Raw genomic sequence first — 14,838 nt, forward strand, 5'->3', positions numbered from 1 at the left:
CATCGGCCCGTGCCTCTGGTGGTGTTTGGCCACATGCATCACAAGCTCAAGCGCGGCCAGGGTGATCGTCTCAGCTATTGCATCGATCGTGCCGGCACCACCTACCTCAACACCGCTTTCGTGCCGCGCCACAGCCACGATGAGCAAGGGCACCCGCTGCGCCATTTCAGTTGGGTGGAGCTGCGCGGCGACCAGCTGCAGGAAATCAGCCATCGCTGGTATGCCCCCGATGGAGCTCTGCGCTACCGCCAGACCCTGATGCGTGCTCCGGAGCTGCAGCCGTGCTGATTTACGCCTGTGTGAGCGGCCACGGCTTTGGCCACGGCTCGCGAGTGGCTGCGGTGCTCACCGCCTTGCATCAACGGCGGCCCCGTTGGCGCCTTGTGCTCTCCACCCCACTGGCGCCCGCTTTTCTTGAGCTTGCCTTCGGGGCGGTGCCGTTTGAGCAGCGTCCTTGCCGCTGGGATGTGGGTGTGATCCAGGCTGATGCCCTGGGTGCCGACGCTGTGGCTACGCTGGCTGCCCTCAAGCAACTCGAGCAGCAGTTGCCTTCCCAGATCGAGGCGGAGGTGCGATGGCTCAGGGCCCAACGCCAACCGGTGCTGGTGCTCGGGGATGTGGCCCCGGCGGCAGCGGATCTTGCGAGCCAGCTGGGGGTACCGCTGGTGTGGATGGCCAATTTCGGCTGGGATGCCATCTACCGGCCCATGGGCGGTGCCTTCACCGTCTGGGCGGATCGTGCCCTGGCGGCCTACCGCCAGGGCAACGCCGTGATCCGCTGCCCCTTCGCCATGCCCATGCCCTGGGGTGTTCCTGCAACGGAGGTGGGGCTCACACCGGGGCGGGCCCGGCATGCACCGGCGACCTTGCTGAAGCGGTTGCAGCTCGAGGCGCCGCCGGAACGCATGGTGCTGGTGGGGTTTGGCGGACTGGGACTGGCCCTGGAGCCGCAGCTGCTGCAGCGTTGGCCGGAGCACCACTTCCTGGTGAGCGATACCGCCCTGGCGCAGGCCGTCAACGCCACTCTGATTCCGCCCGATCTACGGCCGCTTGAGCTGATGCCCCTCTGCAGCCGCATTCTCACCAAACCCGGCTACAGCACCTTCTGCGAGGCGTTGGCTGCTGGGATCGGTATTCATCTGGTGCGGCGTGAGGGTTTCGCCGAGGCACCGGTGCTGGAGCAGGCGCTGCAGCAGCACGGCTGGCATCGGTTGCTCAGCCGCGAGCAGCTCGAGCGCGGGAATTGGCAGCTGGATCAGCCGTTATTGGCACCCCGTGGCGGTCTGCTGGCCTGTGAAGGGGCTGAGCAGGCTGCTGCTGTGATTTTGGCTACAGCGCAAGGCGCATTTGCGGCATCAGCGCAATAGGAATCCTGCGCAGGGTTGTCTTACAAAACCCTGCGCAGCTCAGTGATTCGAACCGCCATGGCCATTCTTGATGGCGGTAGACGGTTTTCTTGCTGGCACGAATCTGATTCCTGTGTGGCGGTTAGTGAGTCAAACTTCGCGCAATTCAAATGCTAGTCGCGCCAGCGTCTTCTTCTCGGAACGCTTCTGCCTGGGTGGTTGTTTGTGGCTCACAACTCAATTCTCCTGAATTGTTGTTGATCTTCTGATCGTTGATCGGTAGCTGCACAGCTGTCCTTTTCTTGTGGCAATTCGCTGCCCGCAAGGTCTGTTGTTCGCTTCTTGATTGGGTTTGTCCGTTTTATTTCAGCCGCTTCGCTCGCGCTTTGCGCTGTTGGCTTCTTCGCTTGTTGTGTTGGGTGCAGGTTTCAACGCCCCAGCCAGAGCTAACTCCTCGGCGGAGCTGCTGATGGCCGCTCGGCCTGCTGCTGCGCTTGAGCTTGGCCGCCCCCGCTCCCAGCTCGCCATGATCAACGTGAGCGATGGCCCTTCAGCGTTGGAGCGGTTCTTTCGCTATGCCCTCACGCCTGAACGGCGCGCTCTTCTGAACACCATCCGCTACGCCGAAGGCACCTGGGCGCGCGGTGAAGATGTGGGCTATCGAATCATGTTCGGCGGTGGTCTGATGCAGGGCCTCGATCGCCACCCTGATCGGGTCATCTCCACGGGGCGTTATGCCAGCGCCGCCGCTGGCGCCTACCAGTTCATGCCCTTTACCTGGGCCCTGGCCAGCCGCAGCCTCAGCCTGCAGGGCTTCGGGCCTGAAGTGCAGGATCAAGCGGCCTTGTTTCTGATTCAGCGTCGTGGGGCCCTGCATCTGGCCGATCGCGGTGAGTTCACGCCCCATCTGGCCGCCAAGCTTGCCCCCGAATGGGCTTCATTCCCCACCCTGGCGGGCCACAGCTACTACGGCCAGCCGGTGAAGCGCTACGGGGCCCTCAGGGCCTTCTACGAAGCCAATCTGGCGGAGCTGCGTGCTCTGGCTGGCTCCGCCACTCCAGTCGCGGCAGAGCCGGCTTGCGAACCCCTCGATTCGCTGCGCTGCCGCCTCGAGAAGCTCGACCGCGTGGGTCCCCGCAGCGTGGCTCAGAGCCGCTGAAGCGGCGGATCAGCCTTCGCTGTCCTTAAGCCGCTGCTTGCCAACGGTGTTCTGCGCAATCAGGTAGGCCGCCACGATGGCGCCCACAAATCCCAGGGCATTGCGCAGCAGCGGCAGCACATCAGGGGTGCGCGTGATGATCGGTGCGATCCCGAACACGCCGAACAGGATCACCCACAGCGGCGACAGCAGCAGCACCCAGGCCCACTCCACGGTGTGCTCCGGCTTGCGGGGGTAAGCGGCGAAACCCACAATCAGGCCTCCGATCACCGATGTGGCCAGTGTCAGCAGCCATTGCTCCTGGGGGAGCCCTGGCACCACCTGGCAGCCACCGATCTCCAGGCACCCCTTCACGGTGTGGAGGGAATCGAGGATCGATGCGTCCTGGCCGTGATCACGCACGTAGTACACGTTGCCGAAGCGTGTTTGGAGCTCCACCCAATAGGTGCGCGGCATCAGGGCGAACAGGGCGTCGCCAACGTTGAAGTTGAGCAGGTTGCCGCCGCGTTCATCAGCAATCAGCAGCAGGCTGCGTTCATCCAGGCCCCAGAAGTCCTTCACCGCCAGGCCCGGCGTGCGGTCGTACTGGGTGAGCACCCGCAGCTTCCAGCCGCTCACCGCTTCGAAGTCGTTGAGCTCGGCTTCCAGGGCCGAGCGTTGGCTGTCGGTGAGGATTTTGGCCAGATCGATCACCGGCGTGGGGTGATCGGGCAGCAGGTCGGGGTTGTCGTAGGCAAGGGCCGGCCCGGCGCCCAGGCCCAGCAGCAGCACCAGGCTGAGGATCGCTCCGGTGAACCAGCCCATCACTCGAGCCATCGCGCCTGCTTCAGTGGCGAGCATTCTCCCTGAGTCCAGCGTCCGCCCGTGAGCTCTGCTGCCGCTCCAGCCCATCCCGCACCCCCTTGGCTGGCGGAGCGCCTGCGGGCTGCCGGCGGCGCCATACCGTTTCGCACCTACATGCAGTGGGCGCTGCATGACCCCGAGCACGGCGCCTACGGCAGTGGCCGCCTGCAGGTGGGGGCGCGCGGTGATTTCGCCACCTCGCCTTCTCTCGGTTCTGATTTCGCCGCGCTGTTGACTCCGCAGATCGCCCAGTGGCTGCTGCAGCAACCCGCCGATCAGTCCCTGGCGCTCGTGGAAGCAGGTCCGGGAGAAGGGGATCTGGCTCTGCAGCTGGCCCAGGAGCTGACAGCAGGTTGGCCCGAGCTGGCGGCTCGCACCACCCTGCTGCTGATCGAACCCAACCCAGGCATGGCGGAGCGGCAACGGGCCAGGCTCAATGCCAGCCCCCTGCGCTGCCGCTGGCTGAGCTTTGCTCAACTCAGCGCCCGTCCGGTCCACGGTGTGCTGCTGGCCCATGAGGTGCTCGATGCCCTGGCCGTGGAGCGGGTGCAGTGGGACGGGGTCCTCTGGCGCCGCCAGCAGGTGGCCCTGAACCAGGTTGATCAGGCCCAGCCCTCGCTGCGGCTCGAGCCCGGCGAAGCGCTTCAGCGCGAAGAGCTCGCCCAACTCGAAGCCCTGGGGCTCCTCGATCCTGGCCTCCAGCGCCCCGCCGGTTGGACCACGGAGCTCCACCCCGAACAGGGAGCCTGGCTGCAACAGGCCGCTGCAGGCCTGAATTCCGGCGTGCTGCTGGTGATTGACTACGCCCATGAGGCCTGGCGCTACTACGCGCCCCAGCGCAGCAACGGCACGCTGATGGCCTACCGCCAACAGCAGGCCAGCCCCGACCCCCTGCAGGCGCCCGGCCACTGGGACCTCACGGCTCATCTGTGCCTGGAGAGCCTGGAGCGGGCTGCCGCAGCCGCTGGTTGGGAGTGCATCGGCCAGCGCCGCCAGGGCGAAGCCCTGTTGGCGCTGGGGCTGGCACAGCGGTTGCATGGCCTGCAGCACCAGGCCGGTGCAGGCCTTGACGCCTTGCTGACCCGCCGGGAAGCCTTGTTGCGGCTCGTGGATCCCCACACCCTTGGCGATTTCCGCTGGGCAGCCTTTCAGCGTTCCTCGGCAGGCTGTGCCACAGGCTCGTGCCTGTTTATGCAGGACCCCCCTCTGGCGTGACAGCAGCGAGCGGCTGACCGCGTCAGCCGCCGCAGCGTTCGAGGGCGGCGAGCACCTGTGCGCCACTCACATCGCTGCGGATCTCCACGCTGCCGAGGCTTGTGGGCAGCACGAAGCGCACGGTGCCATCGCGAACTTTCTTATCGCCTTGAAGGCATTGCAACACCGCAGCGGGCTCCAGTTCGGGCCATTGCAGCGGCAGGCCAGCGGCGGCGATTACAGCCCGTTGGCGGTGCTGCTCAGCCGCGCTCCACAAGCCCAGCTCCAGGGCGAGTTCCCCGGCGGCCACCATGCCGATCGCAACGGCTTCACCATGCAGATAGGTGCCATAGCCACAGAGCGCTTCCACCACATGGCCAAGGGTGTGGCCGTAGTTGAGGATCGCCCGCAGGCCGCCTTCGCGTTCATCGGCGGCCACCACCTTTGCCTTGGCCGCTGCAGAGCGCTCAAGCACGCTCTGGAGCAACGCACCGGGCAGGCTGGCCATTGTGGCCAGCCGTTCTCCTGATGCCTCGAGCTCGCTGAAGAGGTCGGGATCGCCAATCACGCCGTATTTGATCACCTCAGCCATCCCCGCACGGAATTCGCGCTCGGGCAGGCTTTGAAGGGTGTCGGGATCAATGAACACCAGCCGTGGCTGGTGAAAGGCGCCGATCAGATTTTTGCCGCCGGGATGATTCACGCCGGTCTTGCCGCCGATTGAGGCATCCACCATCGCCAGAAGGGTGGTGGGTACTTGCACCACCGCGATCCCCCGCAGCCAGGTGGCAGCGGCAAACCCAGCCATGTCGCCCACCACGCCACCACCGAGCGCCACGATCAGCGAGCTGCGCTCCAGCTTGTGCGCGAAGGCGGCGTCGTGAATCTGGGCCACGGTGGCGGGGGTTTTCTGGTCTTCCCCCGCCTCGATCACCAGCAGGCTGGCTTTGAAGCCGGCCGCTTCAAGGCTGGCCAAAACCCTGGCGCCATAGTGCTGATCCACCACCGGGTTGGTCACCACCAGCACCTTGGTGCCGTTCTTGATGCCTTGGTTTTGGATCTGCTCCCCAAGGCTCTGCAGAGCACCTTGGCCGATCACCACCGGATAGGGATTGGCGGAAAGCGCCACCTCGATGGTGCGGATCGCGGCGGCTGTGGCGCCCATGGAACAACGCTGCTGTCGGCTGAGGTTATCGGTCGTTGGCGTTTGCGGTTGCGTTGGGGTTGGCGTGCCGCTTCGGCCTTGGTGTCCAAGGTATGCGCGTGTGTGTCCACCGATGTCCACCGATGGATATCCATGGATATCCGCTTCCGGACACGCGCTTCTCAGGCGTGTATCCCGGCCCCGTGGGCAGCCAGCACCTCCAGCAGCGCCTCGCCGTAGCGCTCGAGCTTGGCGCTGCCGATGCCGCTCACGCCAGCCAGAGCTGCCAGGGAGTGGGGCCGAACACCTGCGAGCTCCACCAGGGTGCGGTCGTGAAACACCACGTAGGGCGGTACGCCCTGAAGGCGGGCCTGCTCACGCCGCCACGCCTTCAGGGCGCGGAGCAGCGGATCCTCGTCGTTGACGACGGCTGATTCCCCGGCGCTGGCCGCAACACCGCGTCGCCGTTGCTCTTTGGCGGGTGGAGGCAGCACCAGGGCCAGCTGCTGCTCGCCCCTGAGCAAGGGCTGCACCAGCTCAGGCGCTCCGAAACACAGCCCCCCCTTCGCCTCCGCCGGTGAGACCAGCGCCCCAAGACTGACCAGTTGGCGCAGCAGCGCCCGCCACTGGCTGCGATCGAGCTCCTTGCCGATCCCATACACGCCCAGCTGGTCATGGCCAAGGCTGCGGATCTTCTCGGTGTTGCCTCCAAGCAGTACATCCACCACATGGGCGGCACCGAAGCGTTGGCCCGTGCGGTAGACCGCTGAGAGGGCTTTCTGCGCGGCCACGCGACAGTCGCTGCGCTGTTGCGGTTCGAGGCAGCCATCGCAGTTGTTGCAGGGCTCGGCCAGCGCTTCACCGAAATGGTGCATTAGCACCTGGCGCCGGCAGCCACTGGCTTCGCTAAAGGCGATCAGGGCTTCAAGCTTGCCGTGCTCGATGCGCTTCTGCTCCTCACTGGCGCCGGAGTCGTCAATGAAGCGGCGCAGCTGCGGGATGTCGGCGGCGCCATGGGCCATCCAGGCCACGGCCGGCAGGCCATCACGGCCGGCACGGCCTGTTTCCTGGTAATAAGCCTCCAGGCTTTTGGGCAGATCCACGTGGGCCACAAAGCGCACGTCGGGTTTATCGATCCCCATGCCGAAAGCGATCGTGGCCACAACCACCACGCCGCTGCCCAGGCGGAAGCGCTGCAGCGCCTGGCGGCGCGCTTCAGCCTCCATGCCTGCGTGATACCCGATCGCATCGAAACCCGCCGCCTGCAATTCGGCCGCTACGCGTTCCACCCGGCTGCGGGAGCGGGCATACACGATCCCTGATTCAGCGCGGTGCTCTTCCAAGAACTGCAGCAGCTGGCCATTGCCACTTTGTTTATGGCGCAGCAGATACCGGATGTTGGGCCGATCAAAACTGGCGACAAACACCTCACCCTCCAGCAGCTGCAGCCGTTCGCGGATGTCGGCTTGGGTGCGCGGGTCGGCGGTGGCGGTGAGAGCCAGCCGCGGCACTTGCGCAAACCGTCTGGCCAGCACATCGAGCTGCCGGTATTCAGGGCGGAAATCGTGGCCCCACTGCGACACGCAATGGGCTTCATCAATGGCGAACAGTGCCAGCGGGCTGCTGCTGAGCCGCTCCAGCAGATCGCCGTTGAGCAACCGCTCGGGTGACACGTAGAGCAGATCAAGTTGACCAGCGTTGAGGTGCCGCCACACCTTCTGGCTTTCGTCGGGGTCGAGGCCGGAGTGCAGCGCTGCCGCTGCGATGCCGAGTTGTTGGAGGGCCTCCACCTGGTCCTGCATCAGGGCGATCAGCGGCGAGATCACCACCGCAAGCCCCGGCCGGCACAGCGCCGGCACCTGATAGCAGAGCGATTTGCCGCCGCCCGTCGGCATCAGCACCAGCCCGGAGCCGCCGGCGATCACATGACGCACGATCGCTTCCTGGGGGCCGCGGAAGCTGGGGTACCCGAACACCCGTTGCAGCACCTCCAGCGGGTCGCCGTTCGCGCTGCTCAGCGCGGCTGGGCTGCTCAACATCGCGCCTCTGGCAGGTCGACATGGATCTCCCACAATGGCGCGATCAGGGCTGGCTGCATGTCTGATCCTTCCCCCCGCACCGGGGCTGTATCCGCAACCGCCTGGGGTTTCCTGGCGCCGGGGCTGGCGTTGATCAGCCTGTCGGTGCTGATCCCTGCCGCCATGGCCCTGGTGATGAGTTTCACCCAGAGCGGTTTGGATGTAAGCGAGCCGCTGCGCTTCGTGGGGCTGGCCAATATCCGTCGCCTGCTGAGCGACCCGATGTTCTTCAAGGTGCTCGGCACCACGCTGCTCTACCTGGTCGGGGTGGTGCCGCCCGTGGTGCTTGGTGCGCTGGCGCTGGCGGTTTTGGTGAATCGCCAGCTACCGGGGATCCACTGGTTCCGGGCCGCGTTCTACACCCCTGTGCTCGTGTCGATCGTTGTGGCGGCGATCGCCTTCCGCTGGCTCTACGCCGAGACAGGCCTGATTAATGGGTGGCTCAGCGCCTTATTCCCCGAGGGTTTCCAACCCATTGGCTTTCTCACTAACCCTTTACTGGCCTTACCTTCAGTGATGGTGGTGACCCTGTGGAAGGGCCTTGGCTACTACATGGTGATTTTTCTGGCGGGCCTGCAGGGCATCAGCGCCGATCTCTACGAGGCCGCTGAGCTCGATGGGAGCGAGGGTTGGCGCAAGCACCTCGACATCACCCTGCCGTTGTTGCGCCCCTACGTGACCCTGGTGGCCGTGATTTCGGCCATCGCCGCCACCAAGGTGTTTGAAGAGGTGTATCTGATGACCCAGGGCGGCCCTGCTGATGCCACCAAAACCCTGGTGTATTACGTGTACGACCAGGCTTTTGCCGAATTGGAGATCAGCTACGCCTGCACGGTGGGCCTGGCGCTGTTCGTGATCGTGCTCCTGCTCAGTTTGGTGCGCTTCGCCTTCGCTGGCGATAAAAGTTTCAGCTAAACGCTGCAGCCACACCTCCAGGCCAGCGGATGCGACATTGATCCATTGACCACGCGCATTGATGGGCCCAGCCACCTCGATCGGAATCGTGGGTGGCGGCCAGCTGGCCTGGATGCTGGCGGAGGCCGCCCGCCGCCGCGGCGTTGAGCTGCACGTCCAGACCCCAGGCGCTCAGGATCCGGCCGTTGCCCTGGCCACCAGCGTCGTGCAGGCCGAGGTGCGTGATGTGATGGCCACCCGTGAATTGGCGACACGCTGCAGCGCTATCAGCTTTGAAAACGAGTGGGTGGATCTGGAGGGCCTGAAGGCCCTGGCGGTCGATGGTGTGCCGTTTGTACCCGATCTCGAGGCGCTGCGGCCGCTGGTATGCAAGCGCAGCCAGCGCGAGTTACTGAACCGTTTCAACCTGCCCTCCCCGGCCTGGTTTCCGCTCGATCGAGTGCAAGAGGTTCCCGAGGGAGCCGCGGCTGGCGAGGATTCCCCAGCTGCCTCAGCTCCAACGGCGGCCGAGGCTCACCCTCAGCTGCCCCAGGGGTTTGCCTATCCGTTGATGGCCAAGGCGGCCAGCGGTGGTTACGACGGCAAGGGCACTGCTGTACTCCGCAGTGACGCCGATCTAGATGCCTTGCTGGAGCGGGTGGAAGCCACCAACTGGATCGTTGAGGAGTTCGTGGCCTTTGATCTGGAGCTTGCGGTGGTGGCGGCCCGTGATCAGATGGGAGACGTGGTGTGTCTGCCTGTGGTGCAGACCCACCAGCACCAGCAGGTGTGCGATTGGGTGCTGGCGCCCTATGAGGCCAGCCACGCCCTGCAGCAGGCCGTGCGCAACATGGCTGCTTCGCTGCTCACCGCGCTCAATTACGTGGGGGTGCTCTCGATTGAGCTGTTCTACGGGCCCCGCGGCCTGATGATCAACGAGCTGGCGCCGCGTACCCACAACTCCGGCCACTATTCGATCGAGGCTTGTGATCTGAGCCAGTTCGACCTGCAGCTTCTGGCTGTCTCGGGCCAGAAGCTGAGTGAACCTGCCTTGCAGGCCGCCGGCGCCCTGATGGTGAATCTGCTGGGGTTTGAGCAGCGCAGCGCCGAGGATCCAGGGGCTGCGTATGAGGCTCAGCGGCAGGCGCTCGCGGCCCTGCCTGATGCCCACCTGCACTGGTATGGCAAGGCCGGGGCATCGGTGGGCCGCAAGCTGGGACATGTCACCCTGCTTCTGCAGCAGCAGGACCCCGCGGCGCGTCGCCAGGAAGCGAAGCAGCGGCTCGCGCAGGTGCGGCAGATCTGGCCTCTGCCACCTGGCTCAGAGACGGGGCAGTCGTCCTAGGATCCCATCGAACTGCTGTGTTGGTGACTGCCTTCTACAGTTTTCTGATCTGACTCCCTTTTCGACTTGGGGCGTCTGTCGCGACAGTGCCGTAGACCGGCCTCGTAGCCGGAAACGAATCTTCGCTTTGACTCCCCTTCTGGTTTATCCAGGTCGGAATCTGGGGCAGAACGGCACAGCGGTTCACCCTTTTCTTGCTGAACGGCTGAGGGCCCGGTCGATCCGATCTTCGAGGGCGTCGGCGTTCAGACCGGTCACCACGAACACCTCCTGGGCGCTCGTGCCACGGCGGGCCACCAACTTCCAGCCCCCCGTGATCGGCGTTGACACTCTCAGGCGCAGCTCCGGTGATCGCCCTTTCACCCTTGCGATCACCGCTGGCGTGATGGTGTCGATGGAGGGATCCTGCACCAGCCGCTTCAACAGTGGGATCAGCCCCTCCAGGTAGGTGCTGTGGGTGATCACCAGCCGGCCCATCGCTTCCGCATGTGGTCGTCAACCCTAGGGATTCCTGCTAGACCATGAGCCGCTTTATCGTTGCGATGGCAGCCCGGGCCAACCCCGAGATGCGGGAGCTGTTGCGGCGAGAACTGCTGCGGGAGCTGGGTTCTTCGTCCCAGCTGATCAGCTGCGAGCAGCCCGACAAGGACCATCTGCGCGGCCTTGCCGTCTGCTCTGGGCGGGTGCTCAGTTATGTGCTGGATGCCCAGTCGCAGCGGCTACGCACACGACCCTTGTTTGATCTGCTCCTGCGCAGTCGCCGCTGATCAGCAGCGCTCCAGTGGGGCCATGGTGAGGCCTTCGGCTCCCAGCTGCTGGTGATAGAGCTCGGCCTGTTCCAGCGGTCCGCTCCACACCACTGCCGATCCCTGGCCATCGATCTGGTGAGCCAGTTCCCAGGCGCGATCGGCACTCATGCCTGGGATGTAGCGCACCAGCACCTCCACCACGTGCTGAAAGGTGTTGTGGTCGTCATCCAACACGATCACGCGGCCATTCGGGTACGGGGCCTCTACCCGCTGCCGCTCCTGAACCGCCTGTTGTGCCATCCGATCACAAGCCGCTTGGGAGCATCAGTCTGGCTCCCGGCCCTGGCTAAGCTGCACTCACCTTTGCAACCGCACCATGCTGGTCACCGTGGGTTGGGCCGCCCTTTGCGCCGTCTTCACCTTCTCGATCGCCATGGTGGTGTGGGGCCGTAACGGCGACGGTTCCATCAACTTCTGAATGTGAGCGACGTTGTTGTTGCTGGCCTCACGCTCAACAACGTGCTGGCCATCCTGGCGGCTTCCCTGCTGATGTTTGTGAGTGGAGGGGTGATCTACCTCTCCACGGTTGAGTGGCGTGATCGCCGCCGTCGTCAGCAGCCTGTGGCAGCTGTTCCCAAGGTTCGTACAAAAGCCAAGGCCCTGCGGTGATTGCGATACAGGAGTCGTTTGACCCCTGGGCCTGGCGCACCTCAGAAGCGGTGTTGGCCCCTCAATCGCCCGCAGCGCCGGATCACTCCTGCTTCCCGCCCTCATGGAACGACGAGCTGCAACAGCAGCTCTCGGACCATCTGGAAATTGCCCCCACCAGCGCTGCATCGCTGGATTCTGCGGTTTGGCTTTTGGCTCAGCCGCCAACCCAGTTGCTGCGGCAGCAAGCTGATCGTCTTCGTCAGGCCTTGGTGGGCGACACGGTCACCTACGTGGTGAACCGCAATCTCAATTTCACCAACCATTGCCTTCAGCACTGCAGCTTCTGTGCCTTTCGCCGTGATCCAGGCGCTGAAGGAGCCTATTGGCACAGCTTCGACACCCTGCAGGAGCGCGCCGCTGAAGCTGCCAGGCTTGGTGCCACGGAGCTGTGCATTCAAGGGGGGCTCAACCCGGAAGCACGGCTGCAGGGATCAGCGCTGCGCTACTACCAGGCACTGCTTGAAGCCCTGAAGCAGGCAGCCCCGGGGATGCATCTTCATGCCTTCTCCCCCCAGGAACTGCTGTTCATCGCGCAGCAGGATCGGGTGCCGCTGCAGGCAGTGATTGATGGGGTGCTGGCATCTGGCCTTGGCTCGATTCCTGGCACGGCGGCAGAAGTGCTCGATGAAGCGGTTCGCGCACGGCTCTGCCCTGAAAAGCTCTCTGCCCGTGAGTGGTGCGCTGTGGTGCTTCAGGTGCACCGCAGCGGTCTGCGCAGTACAGCCACCTTGATGGCAGGCCATCTGGAAACCAGCCGCCAACGTGCTGGGCATCTGCTCACGCTGGTGGCTCTGCAGCAGGTTGCCTGGCAGCATTCGCAGGCTGGGTTCAGCGAGTTCGTGTTGCTCCCCTTCATTGGTGCGCAGGCTCCCGCGGCCCTGCGGAAGCGCGTGGGCCGCGATCAGCCCGATTTGCCAGCCATGCTGGCCCTCACGGCTCAGGCGAGGCTGCTGTTGGGTCGCTGGATCGTCAATCACCAGCCCAGCTGGGTGAAGCTCACCCTGGCCGGAGCTACCGAGGCGTTGCGCTGGGGTTGCAACGACCTCGGCGGCACCCTGATGGAAGAGAGCATCACCAGTGCAGCCGGCGCCTTGGGCGGTACCGCGCAGTCGGTGGAGGCGCTGCGCGCGGCTGCCAGATCCCTGCAGCGTCCCGTGCGGGAGCGCACAACTCTCTACGGGCTCGTACCAACGTGCGTCTGAAGGATCTGTCTCTGCGGGTGACGGCCCTCACCAGTGCGGTGCTGCTGGTGATTCCCGCAGCACTGGTGCTTATGGTGCCGCGCCGGTTGGCGAGTGGTCTGGATCGCTTGATGCCTGATGCAGCCCTGTTGCAGAGTTTCGCGGCACGGCCAGCCCAGCCACCCCCAGCTCTGTGGCAGCAACGCTTGGGCCCCGCTGATGCTCAACGCCACTGGAGGGCGCAGCGGCGGTTGTGGTGGCAGTTCTGGGGTCCCCACAGTGATGCCGGTGCCTACCTGGTGTTTTCGGCCTGGCCAGCTGAACCGTTGCCTGCCGATGGATTGCGGGTGGATGATCTGATCGTGGTGGCCCCGAGCCCCCTGGCGCGGCAGCTGCTCCAGGAGCAACTCAAGCTCCGGCGACGCCCGCCAAGGGGGCTTGATCTGCGCTGCAGCCAGGCGCTCCTGCAACAGGAGGCTGTGCATTGGAACCCTGCGGCCCTCGCTCAGATGTTGGGCCCTCTCGCTCCCCTGGCGATGACGCTCCAGCAGGGTTGCCTCAGCCTGCGCAGTGAGAGTGCTTCGTTGCTCTGGCAAGGCGAAGCCGAGGCGAGCCCCGATGCCCACGGCGCCGCTCCTGATCAGCTCAGCGTGCCTTCGTTGCCGCTCATTCCATCAGCGGCCCAACCATTGGAGCTGCGGGGCAAAAGGCTCGATTTGTTACTGCGGGGCCTGCTCAGCACAACCCTGTTGCGCACGGCCCTGGCCGAGCGCTACGGCTTGGGTGCCGAGCAACTGAGGCGGCTGCAGGGTGCTCCCTTCAGCTTGCGGCTTCAGGCTCAGCCCAAGGGGGCCTACCGCGCTGGCCTTCAGTTGTTGGTACGTCTACCCGGCGAGCGCCAGCTCTGGGACCGCTGGCTGCTTGACCTCAGCACCGCCCTGGAGCAGCAGGGGCTGATCCGCCTGCAGCCGCAGCCTGGGTTCAGCCTCTGGAACCGTGAGGATGGCGCGGTGGTGGGAGGTTGGCGCTGGCTCGCACCTGATCAGCTGCTTCTGTTCCTGGGTCCCAATCCCGTTCAAGCTCCCAGCCTCCAGGCACCTGCCGAGGGCGATTGGCAACTGGTGGTGCAGCCCAAGGAGCTTGAAGCGCTGCAACTGTTGCCGCCCGGTTTGCCTGTGGTGGTGAAGCGCGCCTCGCAGCTGGTGCTGTTGGGCCGCGGTGCTGGCTCCACAGCCCTGGCCGGACGCCTCGAACTCAGGTAGCGCTGCCCTCGGCAGCACGCTCACGGCGACGACGCTCGGCGGCCACGGTTTCCTCCATCAGTTCCACGGCCTGGCTCATCTTCTCCATGTTGCCGGCGTAGAGGCTCAGATCTTTGTCTACGCGGTCTTTGATCAGACCCATGGCTTCGCCAATGTCATGGGCTGCGCTGCGAAGGGCCTGGGGGTCAAGAGCATCAGCGCCTTGAGCACTTTGGAGCAGGCTGAGCAGCCCCACCGCCACCAGGCGTGAGTAGTGGAAATCGTCTCGCTGCACGCTGCGCAGCAGGGAGGCGATCAATTCTGGTGCGCCTTCACCCTGGTTGGAGAGCCAGCCCTTCACCTCGTTGAGGCTGTGGTGCCCCACCTGTTCGCGGGCCTGTTGGGCTAGGGAGCGCAGCGCAGAACCGTCGAAGCCATTGGCGCTGCACAGAGCCTGAAACAGAGGCTCGCGTTGGTTCTCCGGCCGGTAGCCATTGGAGAAGCTGTCGAACACCTGGGTGAGGCCCACGGCAAACAGACCATCGGTTTGAAACCCCTTCTGATGGCTGAGCAGGTGAAGCTCCACCAGCAGCTCATCCACCAGGCGCCGGTAGAGCGGCGCAATCACGTTGGGAAAGGCGCGATGGAAGGCACGCTTGCTGTCTGCAACGGTGAGGGCTGCACTCACGCTGAATCGGGCCAAGGTGCGCCGACCCTAGCCGCCCAGGCTCAGTAGGATCGGATCCAGTCGCTGCAGCAGCTCCATGATCCCGATCGTGATTGAAGAGTCGGGCCGGGGTGAGCGCGCTTTTGACATCTATTCCCGCCTGCTGCGGGAGCGCATCATTTTCCTGGGCGAGCCGGTGACGTCCGAGTCGGCCAACCGGGTGGTGGCCCAGTTGCTCTTCCTGGAGGCGGAGGATCCGGAGAAGGACATTTTCCTCTACATCAAT

17 protein-coding genes, 1 other RNA gene and 1 pseudogene are annotated in these 14,838 nt (G+C 64.9%); 13 read left to right on the top strand and 6 right to left on the bottom strand.

Annotated features, from left to right (window positions below):
- The 3 genes and pseudogenes from ACIQ2E_RS05500 to ACIQ2E_RS05510 all read left to right on the top strand — a co-directional run.
- A pseudogene (locus tag ACIQ2E_RS05500) lies at nucleotides 1-288 on the top strand (TIGR04168 family protein); the annotation flags it as partial.
- The gene (locus tag ACIQ2E_RS05505; RefSeq protein ID WP_398327333.1) at nucleotides 282-1,367 is read left to right on the top strand and encodes a hypothetical protein; all 1,086 of its coding nucleotides are present in this window, start codon (nucleotides 282-284) and stop codon (nucleotides 1,365-1,367) included. The pseudogene ACIQ2E_RS05500 and the gene ACIQ2E_RS05505, both read left to right, overlap by 7 nt.
- Nucleotides 1,368-1,815: 448 nt before the next feature.
- Nucleotides 1,816-2,505 carry an endolysin gene (locus ACIQ2E_RS05510; protein WP_398327336.1) on the top strand — a complete coding sequence of 230 codons (690 nt, stop codon included), beginning with the start codon at nucleotides 1,816-1,818 and terminating at the stop codon, nucleotides 2,503-2,505.
- A gap of 9 nt (nucleotides 2,506-2,514) precedes the next feature.
- Here the strand turns inward: ACIQ2E_RS05510 and ACIQ2E_RS05515 are convergent, their stop codons facing one another.
- Nucleotides 2,515-3,309, bottom strand: a complete 795-nt coding sequence (locus tag ACIQ2E_RS05515) for a TPM domain-containing protein (RefSeq protein WP_398327338.1) — start codon at nucleotides 3,307-3,309, stop codon at nucleotides 2,515-2,517.
- Between the two features lie 60 nt (nucleotides 3,310-3,369).
- On the opposite strand from ACIQ2E_RS05515, the gene ACIQ2E_RS05520 reads away from it, so the two are divergent.
- A complete protein-coding gene (locus tag ACIQ2E_RS05520; protein WP_398327341.1) occupies nucleotides 3,370-4,563 on the top strand; it encodes a class I SAM-dependent methyltransferase in 1,194 nt (397 codons plus the stop codon).
- 22 nt (nucleotides 4,564-4,585) lie between these two features.
- Here ACIQ2E_RS05520 and aroB read toward each other — a convergent pair whose 3' ends face one another.
- Nucleotides 4,586-5,707, bottom strand: a complete 1,122-nt coding sequence (aroB, locus tag ACIQ2E_RS05525; RefSeq protein WP_398327344.1) for a 3-dehydroquinate synthase — start codon at nucleotides 5,705-5,707, stop codon at nucleotides 4,586-4,588.
- Between the two features lie 161 nt (nucleotides 5,708-5,868).
- Nucleotides 5,869-7,725 carry a DNA helicase RecQ gene (gene recQ, locus ACIQ2E_RS05530; RefSeq protein WP_398327347.1) on the bottom strand — a complete coding sequence of 619 codons (1,857 nt, stop codon included), beginning with the start codon at nucleotides 7,723-7,725 and terminating at the stop codon, nucleotides 5,869-5,871.
- Between the two features lie 57 nt (nucleotides 7,726-7,782).
- On the opposite strand from recQ, the gene ACIQ2E_RS05535 reads away from it, so the two are divergent.
- The 3 genes from ACIQ2E_RS05535 (at nucleotide 7,783) to ssrS (ending at nucleotide 10,192) form a co-directional block, all read left to right on the top strand.
- Nucleotides 7,783-8,679 carry a carbohydrate ABC transporter permease gene (locus ACIQ2E_RS05535; protein ID WP_398327350.1) on the top strand — a complete coding sequence of 299 codons (897 nt, stop codon included), beginning with the start codon at nucleotides 7,783-7,785 and terminating at the stop codon, nucleotides 8,677-8,679.
- A 61-nt stretch (nucleotides 8,680-8,740) separates the two neighbouring features.
- Entirely contained in the window at nucleotides 8,741-10,003 is a 1,263-nt protein-coding gene (gene purK, locus ACIQ2E_RS05540) for a 5-(carboxyamino)imidazole ribonucleotide synthase (RefSeq protein WP_398327353.1), read from the top strand.
- A 6-nt stretch (nucleotides 10,004-10,009) separates the two neighbouring features.
- A non-coding RNA gene (ssrS, locus tag ACIQ2E_RS05545) (6S RNA) lies at nucleotides 10,010-10,192 on the top strand.
- Here the strand turns inward: ssrS and ACIQ2E_RS05550 are convergent.
- The gene (locus ACIQ2E_RS05550; RefSeq protein ID WP_398327356.1) at nucleotides 10,187-10,480 is read right to left on the bottom strand and encodes a DUF2103 domain-containing protein; all 294 of its coding nucleotides are present in this window, start codon (nucleotides 10,478-10,480) and stop codon (nucleotides 10,187-10,189) included. The two genes, ssrS and ACIQ2E_RS05550, sit on opposite strands and share 6 nt — an antisense overlap.
- Nucleotides 10,481-10,545: 65 nt before the next feature.
- On the opposite strand from ACIQ2E_RS05550, the gene ACIQ2E_RS05555 reads away from it, so the two are divergent.
- Nucleotides 10,546-10,770: a hypothetical protein gene (locus ACIQ2E_RS05555; RefSeq protein ID WP_398327359.1), complete on the top strand. Its 225-nt coding sequence runs from the start codon at nucleotides 10,546-10,548 to the stop codon at nucleotides 10,768-10,770.
- On the opposite strand, the gene clpS is transcribed toward ACIQ2E_RS05555, so the two are convergent.
- Nucleotides 10,771-11,052: an ATP-dependent Clp protease adapter ClpS gene (gene clpS / locus ACIQ2E_RS05560; RefSeq protein ID WP_398327362.1), complete on the bottom strand. Its 282-nt coding sequence runs from the start codon at nucleotides 11,050-11,052 to the stop codon at nucleotides 10,771-10,773.
- A 76-nt stretch (nucleotides 11,053-11,128) separates the two neighbouring features.
- Between clpS and petN the strand changes: the two genes are divergently transcribed.
- From petN to ACIQ2E_RS05580, 4 genes are all read left to right on the top strand, one after another.
- Nucleotides 11,129-11,230, top strand: coding sequence for a cytochrome b6-f complex subunit PetN (petN, locus tag ACIQ2E_RS05565; protein WP_296366158.1), 102 nt, complete (start codon nucleotides 11,129-11,131; stop codon nucleotides 11,228-11,230).
- A 2-nt stretch (nucleotides 11,231-11,232) separates the two neighbouring features.
- Nucleotides 11,233-11,421 carry a hypothetical protein gene (locus ACIQ2E_RS05570; protein WP_398327365.1) on the top strand — a complete coding sequence of 63 codons (189 nt, stop codon included), beginning with the start codon at nucleotides 11,233-11,235 and terminating at the stop codon, nucleotides 11,419-11,421.
- Between the two features lie 116 nt (nucleotides 11,422-11,537).
- Nucleotides 11,538-12,665: a CofH family radical SAM protein gene (locus ACIQ2E_RS05575; protein WP_398327377.1), complete on the top strand. Its 1,128-nt coding sequence runs from the start codon at nucleotides 11,538-11,540 to the stop codon at nucleotides 12,663-12,665.
- Nucleotides 12,656-13,906, top strand: coding sequence for a hypothetical protein (locus tag ACIQ2E_RS05580; protein ID WP_398327368.1), 1,251 nt, complete (start codon nucleotides 12,656-12,658; stop codon nucleotides 13,904-13,906). The genes ACIQ2E_RS05575 and ACIQ2E_RS05580 overlap by 10 nt, the downstream gene beginning before the upstream one ends.
- On the opposite strand, the gene psb29 is transcribed toward ACIQ2E_RS05580, so the two are convergent.
- Nucleotides 13,899-14,573: a photosystem II biogenesis protein Psp29 gene (gene psb29, locus ACIQ2E_RS05585; protein ID WP_398327371.1), complete on the bottom strand. Its 675-nt coding sequence runs from the start codon at nucleotides 14,571-14,573 to the stop codon at nucleotides 13,899-13,901. The genes ACIQ2E_RS05580 and psb29 overlap by 8 nt on opposite strands.
- A gap of 76 nt (nucleotides 14,574-14,649) precedes the next feature.
- Here psb29 and ACIQ2E_RS05590 point away from each other — a divergent pair.
- Nucleotides 14,650-14,838: ATP-dependent Clp protease proteolytic subunit (locus tag ACIQ2E_RS05590; RefSeq protein WP_398327374.1), on the top strand; the 189-nt coding region annotated here is incomplete at its 3' end.

The sequence above is a fragment of the Vulcanococcus sp. genome (genome assembly GCF_044369115.1).
In the GTDB taxonomy this organism is placed as follows: domain Bacteria; phylum Cyanobacteriota; class Cyanobacteriia; order PCC-6307; family Cyanobiaceae; genus Vulcanococcus.

Excerpts from the sequence above, each read along its gene's own strand:
- ACIQ2E_RS05510 (WP_398327336.1), top strand. The coding sequence starts at position 1,816 with ATGGCCGCTCGGCCTGCTGCTGCGCTTGAGCTTGGCCGCCCCCGCTCC.
- ACIQ2E_RS05515 (WP_398327338.1), bottom strand. The coding sequence starts at position 3,309 with ATGGGCTGGTTCACCGGAGCGATCCTCAGCCTGGTGCTGCTGCTGGGC.
- aroB (WP_398327344.1), bottom strand. The coding sequence starts at position 5,707 with ATGGGCGCCACAGCCGCCGCGATCCGCACCATCGAGGTGGCGCTTTCC.
- recQ (WP_398327347.1), bottom strand. The coding sequence starts at position 7,725 with ATGTTGAGCAGCCCAGCCGCGCTGAGCAGCGCGAACGGCGACCCGCTG.
- ACIQ2E_RS05535 (WP_398327350.1), top strand. The coding sequence starts at position 7,783 with ATGTCTGATCCTTCCCCCCGCACCGGGGCTGTATCCGCAACCGCCTGG.
- purK (WP_398327353.1), top strand. The coding sequence starts at position 8,741 with ATGGGCCCAGCCACCTCGATCGGAATCGTGGGTGGCGGCCAGCTGGCC.
- ACIQ2E_RS05550 (WP_398327356.1), bottom strand. The coding sequence starts at position 10,480 with ATGGGCCGGCTGGTGATCACCCACAGCACCTACCTGGAGGGGCTGATC.
- ACIQ2E_RS05555 (WP_398327359.1), top strand. The coding sequence starts at position 10,546 with ATGGCAGCCCGGGCCAACCCCGAGATGCGGGAGCTGTTGCGGCGAGAA.
- clpS (WP_398327362.1), bottom strand. The coding sequence starts at position 11,052 with ATGGCACAACAGGCGGTTCAGGAGCGGCAGCGGGTAGAGGCCCCGTAC.
- petN (WP_296366158.1), top strand. The coding sequence starts at position 11,129 with ATGCTGGTCACCGTGGGTTGGGCCGCCCTTTGCGCCGTCTTCACCTTC.